Source organism: Streptomyces sp. NPDC005820 (assembly GCF_040630255.1).
Taxonomy (GTDB): Bacteria; Actinomycetota; Actinomycetes; order Streptomycetales; family Streptomycetaceae; genus Streptomyces.
This window is the reverse complement of record NZ_JBEXXE010000100.1, coordinates 1-11124: the sequence shown is the minus strand read 5'-3', so window position 1 is coordinate 11124 and position 11124 is coordinate 1. Positions and strand designations below refer to the sequence as shown.

The following is an 11124-nucleotide window of genomic DNA, read 5'->3' as shown; positions in this document are numbered from 1 at the left end:
TCGCCCAGGTCGGAGCCTCCGCAGCAGCCGGCGCACTGGCCGGCGCCGACATCAACAAGACACTCGCCATCGCCGACACCGACGCAGCCCTCCAGAAGACCGCCCAAGCAAGCCCCCAAGCGGCCACACCATGATCCCCAAACCCTGAGATCCCAGTTCCCAGACGGTCTTCAGTCATACCCACCAAGCAAGGCAGCAGGAGCGTCGCGCCGAGGTAAACGCCACCCTCCTCGACTTCCTCACCCGCCTCGACGACCCCACATCCTCGGCCTCCTGAACGGCCGACCCACCCCCACCAGATAGAGGACACAACAATGACGGAGCGCAATCCCATTCTGATCACCGGCGCCGGCGGCCAAGTCGGTGGCGTGAGCAGGGTGATGGTCGACATGCTGCTCGAACAGGGCCACCCGGTGCGCGCGTTCGTGCGACGCGACGACGAACGCGCGCAGTCGCTGCGCGAGGCCGGGGCTGAGGTCTTCGTCGGCGACCTGCTCAACCTCGCGGACGTGGCCGCCGCGCTGAAGGGTGTCCGGCGCATCTACTTCAGCATGAGCGTGCAGCCGTACTACCCCGATGCCCTCACCTTGATGGCCGCGGCGGCGCGAGCTCAGGGCGACATCGAGGCCTTCGTGCACCTGTCCAACTACGAGCAGTCGTACATGACGTTCGAGAAGATGACCACACCGGATGAGGAGCGGCGTTCCTGGCTCGGCGGACTGGCCACGGACTGGTCACCGCAGCAGCGGGCGCACTGGGTCTGCGAGCAGGTGCTGGACTGGTCCGGCCTCCCGACCGTCAACGTGCGTGCAACCATGTTCGCCGAGTCCCCCCACCTGACCTGGATGCAACTGGGCCCGCTGAGCAACGGTGAACTGCGCCTGCCCTACGGCAGCCAGCGGCTCGCGCCCATCGCCGTTCACGACCTGGCAGAGGTGTGCGTGAAGATGCTGGTCGACCCCGCACCGCACATCTCGAAGTCCTACGCACTCACCGGCCCGGAGCTGAAAAACATGTACGGGTTCGCTGAGGACTACACAGCCGCGCTGGGACGCCAGGTCACCTACATCCCTGAGGAAGTGGAGGCCTGGAGCGAGGCCTTCATGGACGAGAACCTGCAGAAGGCCCTGGGCGATCCGGCTGTGGCCCAGCACGTGGCGGCGCACCTGGGAATCCAGGCCAGGCTGGTAGCCGGCGGGCGGTACGACGTCCTCTCCGACCAACTGGAAACCCTGCTCGGGCGCGCACCGCGGACCATGCGGTGGGCGCTGCAGAACAACACTCGCCTGCGCGAACTGGCGGTTGCCCCGAGCCAGTGAGCGCTCCGAAGCAGAACATGACGCCACGCGGGCGAACAAGGGGCCCTGTTGACGAGCGAGGAACCGGATGACTAGGAACCCCTGAGTAGCTTTCGGAGCCAGCTCTTCCTTGTCGGACTGGTCGTGGCCCTCGTCCTCGCGGGATCGGGCCAGCGGCCGAACGGGCCGATCCGGCCAGGGGGTTCGGCTCCGAGTGCCCCGGGGCCCTTCGTACGCTGCGACACCAAGGGGATCACGCGTGCTCCCCTTGGTGTCGGGCATGCGCGAGCAGCGCGGCCACGACGTCGTTCGCTTGGCCCTCGGCCTGTTCAGCGACCGTGCCCACCGCGTCGGCGGTGCCGCTTCCGGGCCAAGTGAGGTCCACCCGGGTCGGCCGGCGCGAGGCGATGATCTCCGGCCCGGCCTGGGCGCCGGTCTCCTCGGCTTCTGCGAGCGCGCGGTAGACGGAGGCGACCGAGGGGTGCTGTCCGGCGTTCTTACCGGTCTTGATGGTCAGCTTCTTCGCGATCTCGGGACGGGGACGCCTTTGTCCTTCAGTGCGCGGGCGAAGGCGAGCATGTCGTCGTCGATGACCTTCGGCCGTCCGCCGTGGTTGCCCTTGGCCGCGGCGGTCACATGGCCCGCCAGGGTCTTCTCCCGGGATGTAGTTGCGCTCGATCTGGGCGGCGGCCAGGACTGCGAAGAAACATCGCGCCCATGCCGCCTGGACCGTAGATGCCGCTGAGCGGGCCGGCGAGAAGTTCGACCTGTAAGCCGGCGGCCTGAAGCCGGCCGGAGAGGGTCATCAGATCGGCGGCGTCGCGGTCCAGACGCTTGAGCTCGTGGACGGTGAAAATGACCTCCTGGTCGGGGGCGGCCTCCTTTATGCACCTGGGCCAGCCATCACCCTCATGACCAGGCGTCTCGCACGGAAGGGGGCCACCCCCAGCTGGCCAGGGAAACCCACGTCGGCCACGAGTGCCTGACAGGCGTGGTCACCGTTCCCCGGTAAAGCGGACCCCCGCAGCCCGTGCTCCATCTGATCTCTAGGCGGAGGCGGCAGCCACGAAGAACGGAATGGCGACCAGGAAGCGGCCGGCCTCGGCGCGTCGGCGCTGTTCGGCGAGCCACTCATCGGCCTGGTCACGGCCGACCACACCGCTCGTGCAGGCCCCCTCGGCGAGCATGGTGGCCAACGACAGCATCGCAGGATCGGTGAACACGCTGGTGTGCACCTCGACGGTGACGTCGTTGAAACCGCCGTCCAGGAGCAGGCTGCGGTACTGACGGCCGGCGCGGGGCGTGCCCAGGAGGTCGGCACGGGCGTGCACGATCGTGCGGGTGAGCGCCGCATCATCGGAGTCGACCATGATGGCGTCCCAGTCCTGCCCGACCAGGACGATCCTGCCGCCCGGGCAGAGGACGCGCCGCGCTTCCGCCACCGCGCGCCACGGCTCCTGAAGAAATTGGAAGACCTTGTCGGCACGGTAGCCGCGCACACTTCCGTCGGCGAGCGGCAGATCCTCCGCCCCCGCCTCCCGGAACTCGGCCCCCGGCCACCGCTCCCGGGCCGCGGCCAGAATCCACGGATCGGGATCCACGCCCACCGCGTGGACGCCACGCTCGGCCAACTCGGCGACGGCCCGCCCGGCACCGCAGCCGACGTCCACGACAGACGAGCCCGGGACAAGAGACAGCAGTTCATAGGAGCGGGCCCGCAGCAGGCTGGCGCTCGGCATCTGGTCTACCGCGTCGAGGACGGCCAGCATGGCCTCGGTGGCGCGGTGCTTTTCCACCGCTTCCTGATTCTGGGACATGGATGCCAGGCTACGACTCAATGTCAACATGCCCATGTTCCGCCTCGGTGCCCTCGTGGAGGTGGGTGCCGTCCCCGCGGATGGGGCAGCGGTACGGACTCCCACTGGGCGTCGACGAATCGGCGACCGGTCCGGTCGTCGTCATCCTGCGCGAGCGTCAGCCTGACGTCCTCCTCACCCACCTGGCGAATGACCCGTAAAACCGGGACCACAACCAGGCACAGGCGACCCCCTGCTGACGCGCAGGATCGCCCAGACCACGGCCACCCCCGAGCACCTGCCGCTCGTCGCCGCCCGGGGGTTCCTGTTCGAACAGCGCCAGCCAAGGTCTGCGGGGTTCACCGCCGACCTGTTGCTGGCCATCACACCCGTGCTCGACGTCGAGACCAAGGCGATGGCTGCATGACCGCGCCGGACCACATGGCCCGTCCGAGCTGACGGCAATAGGCTTCCCTGCCTGTCAGCCAGGGGTCTCGGCGCAGGGCACGGTGAAGGCCGACCCCGGCCCGGTGACCGCGCCCGCCGTTGTCGCCTTGGTCGCCGGCACCACCGTCCGACATGGTGACGTGATCGTGGCCGACGACGACGGGGTGCTGTGCGTTCCCCTGCTGCGCCGCTCGCGCACACTCGGCCACCGCCGTCGCGACCACAAAGAAAGGTAAAGCCGACCCGCCGTACTTGACAACCCAGTACAGAACTGCCTAGGTTTCCGACTGTTCGGTAAACAACCGTCCTGAGCTTGCCGGACAGGCTTGGTCCGGGCTTGCAGGGCCGGTGCGGACCGTGTGGGCCTCAGCACAGGCGACCCCGCACAGCACACGACAAAGTCGTGCCCACAACCGAAGGAACGACCATGCAGACAGTTCCCCCCGTGGCCCTCGTGACGGGCGCGTCCTCCGGGATCGGGCGGGCGGCGGCGCTCGCCCTCGTGGGCGCCGGCTTCGCGGTGGTCGGCACGAGCCGCAACGCGGCGAAAGCGGAGCCGCTCGCCGGGGTGACGTTCCTCGATCTCGACGTGTCAAGCGACGACTCGGTCCGCGCCCTCGTCGGAGAGGTGATCGATCGGTTCGGCCGGATCGACGTCCTGGTCAACAACGCGGGCGTGGGCGCGGTCGGCGCCGGCGAGGAGAGCTCGATCAGCCAGGCCAAGGAGGTGTTCGACATCAACGTCTTCGGCCTGATGCGGATGACCAACGCAGTGCTGCCCCATATGCGCGCCCAGGGCAGTGGCCGCGTACTCAACGTCTCCTCGGTCCTCGGTCTGATCCCGGCCCCCTTCATGGCCGTCTACGCCGCCACCAAGCATGCGGTCGAGGGCTACTCCGAGTCCGTCGACCACGAGCTTCGCGAGCACGGCGTCCGGATGCTGTTGGTCGAGCCGGCCTACACAAGCACGAGTTTCGAGGCGAGCAGCATGGCACCCGACTCGCCCCTGCCCATCTACGCCGCACAGCGGGAGGTCTCCAGAGACGTGCTGGCCACGGCCGTGCGCAACGCCGACGGCCCGGACGTTGTCGCGAAGGTGATCGTCGCGGCCGCCACCGATTCCAAGCCCAAGCTCCGGTACACCGCCGGCCCGATGGCCAAACGCGTCAGCCTCCTGCGCCGGATCGTGCCCTCGAGCGCCTTCGACGGACAAATCCGCAAGCTCAACCGACTGGCGGGCTGACTCCGCAGTACACCCGGCGCCTGAGGAGACACACGTGTCAAGAACCAGAGACACCGAAGCCAGCACCAGCACTCCGAGCACCGAGTCGGCGCCGACCGGTGATCCGATCACTCGGGATGGAAGACCTATGGCACAGGCCACCGAATCGGCGCGGACCGTCATCCTGACCGTGGACGACGATCCCGGGGTGTCCCGGGCTGTCGCCCGTGACCTGCGGCGGCGCTACGGCGCCTCGTACCGGATCGTGCGCGCGGAGTCCGGTGAGTCCGCGCTGGAGGCGCTGCGGGAGCTGAAGCTGCGCGGTGACCTCGTGGCGGTGATCCTGGCCGACTACCGGATGCCGCAGATGAACGGCATCGAGTTCCTCGAACAGGCCCTGGACCTCTATCCGGGCGCCCGGCGTGTGCTGCTGACCGCGTACGCGGACTCGAACGCGGCGATCGACGCGATCAACGTCGTCGACCTCGACCACTACCTCCTCAAGCCGTGGGACCCGCCGGAGGAGAAGCTCTACCCGGTCCTCGACGACCTGCTGGAGGCGTGGCGGTGCAGCGACTACCGGCCCGTGCCCGCCACGAAGGTCGTCGGTCACAGGTGGTCGGCCCGTTCGTCGGACGTGCGGGAGTTCCTGGCGCGCAACCAGGTGCCGTACCGCTGGTACTCCACCGAGGAGCCCGAGGGGCAGCGGTTGCTCGCGGCGGCCGGGCAGGACGGGCAGCGGCTGCCGGTGGTGATCACGGCGGACGGTACGGCGCTCGTCGAGCCGGAGGTACTGGAACTGGCCGCGCACGTGGGGCTGGCGACGACTCCGACCGCGGACTTCTACGACCTGGTCGTCATCGGCGGCGGCCCGGCCGGGCTGGGCGCGGCCGTGTACGGGGCCTCGGAGGGACTGCGGACCGTGCTCGTGGAGCGCTCGGCGACCGGCGGACAGGCCGGACAGAGTTCGCGGATCGAGAACTACCTGGGCTTCCCGGACGGGGTGTCCGGCGGCCAGCTCACCGACCGGGCGCGACGCCAGGCAACCAAGTTCGGCGCCGAGATTCTCACCGCCCGTGAAGTGAGCGGTCTGGAGAGCAGCGGGGCGGCGCGGCTCGTACGGTTCGCGGACGGGTCGCAGATCGCGGCGCACAGCGTGATCCTGGCGACCGGTGTGTCCTACCGGCAGCTTCAGGCGCCGGGCGCCGACGAGCTGTCGGGCCGCGGGGTGTTCTACGGGTCCGCACTCACCGAGGCCGCCGCCTGCCACGGCCACGACGTGTACATCGTCGGCGGCGCCAACTCGGCCGGACAGGCCGCCATGTACCTGTCCCGGGGCGCCAAGTCGGTCACCCTGCTGGTGCGCGGAGCGGACCTCACCGCGTCGATGTCCCACTACCTGATCCAGCAGATCGCCGAGTCGCCGAACATCTTTGTACGAGCCCACACGGTCGTCGAGGCCGCACACGGCGACAACCAACTGGAACAGCTGACGTTGCGCGACACGACGAGCGGGCAGACCGAACGGGTCGACGCGCAGTGGCTGTTCGTGTTCATCGGCGCCGCCCCGCTGACCGAATGGCTGGACGGCACGGTACTGAGGGACGAGCGCGGGTTCATCCTCGCCGGGCCCGACCTCACCCCCGACGGGCGGCCACCGGCCAACTGGGAGCTGGACCGGCCGCCGTACCACCTGGAGACCAACATCCCCGGCGTGTTCGTCGCCGGGGACGCGCGCGCGGAGTCCGCCAAGCGGGTCGCGTCCGCCGTCGGAGAGGGAGCCATGGCCGTGATGCTCGTCCACCGATATCTGGAGCAGTCATGAGCGGGCAGTTGATGCCGTGCAACGCGGCGGAGATCAGCTCGCTGTTCCTCTTCGAGAAGCTCAGCACCGAGCAGCTCGACAGGCTGTGCAGCGCGGGACGGGTCGAACTGTTCGAGCCCGGGCCGGTGTTCACCGAAGGTGACCCGGCGGCCTGCTTCTACGTGATGATCGAGGGCGCGGTCGTCATGTCGCGCCGGGTGGGCAGCGACGACATCGAGGTGAGCCGCACGTCCCAGCCAGGGGTGTACGCGGGGGCCGTGATGGCGTACGTCGGGGACGGGAAACCGCAGCGGTACATGAACTCGCTGCGAGTGACCGAGCCGACGCGGTTCTTCGTGCTGCCTGCCGAATCGTTCGCGAGCTTCATGCACGAGTGGTTTCCGATGGCGATCCATCTCCTGGAGGGGCTCTTCCTCGGTTCGCAGACCTTTCAGCGGGCCGTCGGGCAGCGCGAACGGCTGCTCGCGCTGGGCTCGCTGTCCGCGGGTCTCACCCATGAGCTCAACAACCCGGCCGCGGCGGCCGTACGGGCCACCTCGTCGCTCAGGGACCGGGTCGCGCACATGCGCAACAAGCTCGGCGTCATCGCCTCGGGCGACTACCACCACGACGTCCTGAAGGCCCTGGTCGACCTCCAGGAGCGTACGGCCGAGCGGGTCTCCAAGGCGCCGGCACTCGGCCCGCTCGAAGCGTCCGACCGGGAGGACGAACTCGCCGACTGGCTGGACGACCACGGTGTCCAGGACGGCTGGCAGATCGCGCCGACCTTCGTGCAGGGCGGTCTCGACGTCGGCTGGCTGGAGCAGATCGCGGCGGCATGCGACCAGGAGGAGATCCTGCAGAGTGCCATCGGGTGGCTCACCTACACGGTCGAGGCCGAGCTGTTGATGTCCGAGATCGAGGACTCCACCACCCGTATCTCGCACCTCGTGGATGCCGCCAAGCAGTACTCGCAGCTGGACCGCGCCCCCTACCAGGTCGCCGATGTCCACGAACTCCTCGACAGCACGCTGCTGATGCTGTCGGGCAAGATCGGTCCACAGGTCGAGGTCGTGAAGGAGTACGACCGTTCGGTGCCGAGGATTCCGGCCTACCCGGCCGAACTGAACCAGGTGTGGACCAACCTGATCGACAACGCCGTCTTCGCCATCAAGAGCGCGGGCGGCGAAGGGACGTTGACCGTCCGGACGGCCCTCGAACACGACCGGCTGCTCGTGGAGTTCCGGGACACCGGCCCCGGAGTGCCGCCGGACATCAGGGGACGGATCTTCGATCCCTTCTTCACCACCAAGCCGGTGGGCGAGGGCACGGGGCTGGGGCTCGACATCTCCTGGCGGATCGTCGTCAACAAGCACCACGGTGACCTGAAAGTCGAGTCCGTACCCGGCGACACCCGCTTCCAGGTGCTGCTCCCCCTCACCGCCACCGAGCCCGACACCGTCCCCGACCCGGCCCAGGAGCCCTCATGACCAAGGACACCGGCATCGACCCCAGCGTCCCGCCCAGCGGTGCCGGATGCGTCGAGTGCGACGCCGACGGCGGCTGGTGGTTCCATCTGCGGCGCTGCGCCCAGTGCGGCCACATCGGCTGCTGCGACGACTCACCCGCCAAGCACGCCACCGCCCACTTCCGGGACACCGGCCACCCGGTGATCCGCAGTTACGAGCCGGGCGAGACCTGGTTCTGGAACTTCGAGACGTCCGAGCTGGACGAGTCCGGTCCGGCCCTGGCTCCCCCGGACGCCCACCCCGCCGACCAGCCCGCGCCGGGACCGGCGGGGCGCGTGCCGGCGAACTGGAAGGACACGCTGCGCTGAGCCCGGCCGACCAGGGCTGCCAGTGGTGGACGTCAGCCGCCCGCGTCCGGCAGGGGCAGCGGGACGGTGACGACGTCGGCCAGGACGTCGACTCCAAAGCGCGAGCGCTGCTCTCGCAGAACACCCGCGCCGGGCTGCGGGTCATGGCCAAGACGTGCGACCGGCAGACACTTCACCAGATCACCGACCCGGCCCCCGCGGGCCTCTGCGACAGAACGCTTCGGGCGACCGCACCTCGGGCGACCGCACCTCTTTACACCTGATCAACTTCACAGACCAGTGAAATGGGGAAAATGCCCATATTGCGGCATTCTCCTCCCCTGAAAGGACAGACCCATGGAACGCAACGAGTCACCCGACGCGACGTACGCGAGAACCTGGAGCAACGGCCGCGGCGAGGTGCGGTTCTTCACCCGGGCCGATGGCTCGCGGCTGCGCTACTACACAGTGGGCACCGGCCCCGCCCTCGTGCTCATGCACACCGTGCGCGGCCAGCTCGACTACTTCCAGCGGGTGATCCCGCAGCTGTGGGACCACTACACCATCTACGCGCTGGACCTGCCCGGGATGGGATGGTCCGACATCGTCCCCGGCGCACAGTACGAGGAGCCACAACTGCGGGCCGCGGTCGTCGAATTCGTCCGCGGACTGGACCTGCACGACGTCACCCTGTCGGGCGAATCACTCGGCGGCGCCCTGTCCCTGTCGGCATCGATCGACCTGAAGGACCGCGTCAGCCGGGTCGTGGCGTTCAACAGCTACGACTACCCCCAGGGCGGCGAACGCGGAAACTTGATCGCCCGCGTCATCATCTCCAGCGTGCGGATGCCCGTCCTGGGCCCCTTCTTCGCCACCCAAGAGCCGCGGCCCATCTTTCGGGCCATCCTGCAGGGCGGCTACGTCGACAAGACCAAGCTGCCCGAGGACTTCATCACCGAGCTGCTGAGGAGCGGCCGTCGCAAGGGCTACGACAAGGTGGCCCGGGGGATCTTCCGCAGCCTCAAGGGATTCGACCGGGCCCGCGAGCGCTACCCGCGCGTGTCGGCACCCGTCACCCTCGTCTACAGCGAGAACGACTGGTCCAAGCCCGCCGAGCGAGACCGAGTGGCCAACGCGCTGACCGACGTCCAACGCATCACCGTGCCCCGCACCGGCCACTTCTCCGCCTTGGAGCGCCCCGACGAGATGGCACGCATCCTGCTCGACGCGGCCTGACCCCAAACGACCGGCACTCCCGCCCATCCCCATCCAGACATGGGAAAGAGCCATGACTCAGGCCGTCCCCCACCTCGTCAACCGCCTCGTCATCGACACCGACGACTCCTTCGACGACGTCCGCCGGCGCTACGAATCGCTGGTACCTGCCATCGATTTCGCCGAACTCACCGAGGTGGTCGGCACGGGCGACCTCGCGGCGTTGCAGGCCTACATCGCCGCACGCACACCTCATTCGTTTGCCATCTATTGGACGCTGGATCCGATGCCGGTGATGCGACTGTCGGGACACCGACTGCGTGCCGTCACGTACATGATGGGAAACAACGTCATCGCGGAAACCATGTTCCGGCACGACCCCGGCACCATCCTGTACGCCCCGCTGCGCACCGCGATCCACGAGACCGCCTCCGGCCACGTGCAGTTCAGCATCGACCAGCCGTCGAGCAAATTCGCCAGCTTCGGCGATCCCCGCATCGCCGAGGTCGGAGCACAACTCGACGCCAAAGTCGCTGAACTGCTCCGGCTCATGGCCCTGCCTGTACCACCGGAGCTGATCACGGCCTGAACCTTGGCCCTCTAGCACTTTCGCCGCTGCCTGACCTGGTCAGAGGCATCGTCGGGAGCGTAGCGGGCTGGTGGCCCATCGGGGGCGGTCCTGCCGAACCGCCCCTTTCCGATGAGGGGCATCGTCGTCGGCGCGGCCTGTTCGGGCAGGACCGCCACATTGCTGCGGCTCGCCGAAGACCCACCGGTCTCGCCTGGCCCTGTTGCACATGCCGAAGAAGCGGGCGTCGACCCAGTGCTTGCTTCGGCTTGTTCGGTCCGCCCGCAGCCAGCGGATCTCCTCGTTCTCCTCGATCGGGACCCCGGGCGCCCCACCGCGGTCAATCTCGGCCTGGGCGACCCAGTGCCGCAACGACCTCTGCCTACCCCGACCTGCTTGGACACCGTCAGCACCGCCGCCTCGATCAGAACGTGGCACTACGGTCTTCTGCTGTTCGCCTCGGCGAGGCCTTCGCCGGCATCTACCGGCCCGAAACCATCGAGCGGTTCGGGCTACTGGCCAGCGGCATGCTCACCGAATGGGCGTCGTGGCGCTGGGTGATGTACGTGAACGCCACCTTCGCGGCCCCCGCCCCGATCGGTGCCTTGCTGCCGGCCAAGCCCATGATCACCCAGAAGCTCAAACTCGGCATTCCGGGCATCGTCGCGGTGGGTGAGGGCCGCCCCGCCACACTTGACAACTCAGTACAGAACCGCCTAGGTTTCTGACTGTTCAGTCCACAACGGTCCTGAGCTCACCCGACAGGCCGCGTGCACACCTGGCGCGATTGAGGGCAACCCATGCCTTTGAACTCCTCGGGCCGGACTCTCCACGACAGCCCACGACGGTCGCCGATCACATCCTGGGCTTTCTGAACAGCTGACCCCCTGCAACCACCCGGAACTCGAAGGGCTGACCGAACCATGACCGACAAGGAAGAGCAGGAGGCCACGGCTGT

Annotated in this window: 11 protein-coding genes; 9 read left to right on the top strand and 2 right to left on the bottom strand. The window is 68.4% G+C overall.

Annotation, left to right across the window (positions count from 1 at the left end; genetic code table 11):
- The first annotated feature begins 314 nt into the window (after positions 1–314).
- Entirely contained in the window at positions 315–1319 is a 1005-nt protein-coding gene (locus ABZ464_RS51440; protein ID WP_359289838.1) for an NAD(P)H-binding protein, read from the top strand.
- A 492-nt stretch (positions 1320–1811) separates the two neighbouring features.
- Here the strand turns inward: ABZ464_RS51440 and ABZ464_RS51435 are convergent, their stop codons facing one another.
- Positions 1812–1934, bottom strand: a complete 123-nt coding sequence (locus ABZ464_RS51435; protein WP_359289836.1) for a hypothetical protein — start codon at positions 1932–1934, stop codon at positions 1812–1814.
- Positions 1935–2344: 410 nt separating this feature from the next.
- Complete coding sequence (locus ABZ464_RS51430; protein ID WP_359289834.1) at positions 2345–3115, bottom strand: methyltransferase domain-containing protein; 771 nt, start codon at positions 3113–3115, stop codon at positions 2345–2347.
- Between the two features lie 329 nt (positions 3116–3444).
- On the opposite strand from ABZ464_RS51430, the gene ABZ464_RS51425 reads away from it, so the two are divergent.
- From ABZ464_RS51425 to ABZ464_RS51390, 8 genes are all read left to right on the top strand, one after another.
- Positions 3445–3777, top strand: a complete 333-nt coding sequence (locus ABZ464_RS51425; RefSeq protein ID WP_359289840.1) for a hypothetical protein — start codon at positions 3445–3447, stop codon at positions 3775–3777.
- A gap of 191 nt (positions 3778–3968) precedes the next feature.
- Positions 3969–4784, top strand: coding sequence for an oxidoreductase (locus tag ABZ464_RS51420; RefSeq protein WP_359289832.1), 816 nt, complete (start codon positions 3969–3971; stop codon positions 4782–4784).
- A 127-nt stretch (positions 4785–4911) separates the two neighbouring features.
- Positions 4912–6588: an FAD-dependent oxidoreductase gene (locus ABZ464_RS51415; RefSeq protein WP_359289830.1), complete on the top strand. Its 1677-nt coding sequence runs from the start codon at positions 4912–4914 to the stop codon at positions 6586–6588.
- On the top strand, positions 6585–8057 hold the full coding sequence (locus ABZ464_RS51410) for an ATP-binding protein (RefSeq protein ID WP_359289828.1): 1473 nt from the start codon (positions 6585–6587) through the stop codon (positions 8055–8057). Before ABZ464_RS51415 ends, ABZ464_RS51410 begins: the two co-directional genes overlap by 4 nt.
- Positions 8054–8404, top strand: a complete 351-nt coding sequence (locus ABZ464_RS51405) for a UBP-type zinc finger domain-containing protein (RefSeq protein ID WP_359289826.1) — start codon at positions 8054–8056, stop codon at positions 8402–8404. The genes ABZ464_RS51410 and ABZ464_RS51405 overlap by 4 nt, the downstream gene beginning before the upstream one ends.
- A 336-nt stretch (positions 8405–8740) precedes the next feature.
- Complete coding sequence (locus ABZ464_RS51400; RefSeq protein WP_359289825.1) at positions 8741–9619, top strand: alpha/beta hydrolase; 879 nt, start codon at positions 8741–8743, stop codon at positions 9617–9619.
- Between the two features lie 52 nt (positions 9620–9671).
- Positions 9672–10187 carry a hypothetical protein gene (locus tag ABZ464_RS51395; RefSeq protein WP_359289823.1) on the top strand — a complete coding sequence of 172 codons (516 nt, stop codon included), beginning with the start codon at positions 9672–9674 and terminating at the stop codon, positions 10185–10187.
- A 410-nt stretch (positions 10188–10597) separates the two neighbouring features.
- The gene (locus tag ABZ464_RS51390; protein ID WP_359289821.1) at positions 10598–10894 is read left to right on the top strand and encodes a hypothetical protein; all 297 of its coding nucleotides are present in this window, start codon (positions 10598–10600) and stop codon (positions 10892–10894) included.
- Positions 10895–11124 lie beyond the last annotated feature (230 nt).

Excerpts from the sequence above, each read along its gene's own strand:
- ABZ464_RS51400 (WP_359289825.1), top strand. The coding sequence starts at position 8,741 with ATGGAACGCAACGAGTCACCCGACGCGACGTACGCGAGAACCTGGAGC.
- ABZ464_RS51405 (WP_359289826.1), top strand. The coding sequence starts at position 8,054 with ATGACCAAGGACACCGGCATCGACCCCAGCGTCCCGCCCAGCGGTGCC.
- ABZ464_RS51440 (WP_359289838.1), top strand. The coding sequence starts at position 315 with ATGACGGAGCGCAATCCCATTCTGATCACCGGCGCCGGCGGCCAAGTC.
- ABZ464_RS51420 (WP_359289832.1), top strand. The coding sequence starts at position 3,969 with ATGCAGACAGTTCCCCCCGTGGCCCTCGTGACGGGCGCGTCCTCCGGG.
- ABZ464_RS51410 (WP_359289828.1), top strand. The coding sequence starts at position 6,585 with ATGAGCGGGCAGTTGATGCCGTGCAACGCGGCGGAGATCAGCTCGCTG.
- ABZ464_RS51415 (WP_359289830.1), top strand. The coding sequence starts at position 4,912 with ATGGCACAGGCCACCGAATCGGCGCGGACCGTCATCCTGACCGTGGAC.
- ABZ464_RS51395 (WP_359289823.1), top strand. The coding sequence starts at position 9,672 with ATGACTCAGGCCGTCCCCCACCTCGTCAACCGCCTCGTCATCGACACC.
- ABZ464_RS51430 (WP_359289834.1), bottom strand. The coding sequence starts at position 3,115 with ATGTCCCAGAATCAGGAAGCGGTGGAAAAGCACCGCGCCACCGAGGCC.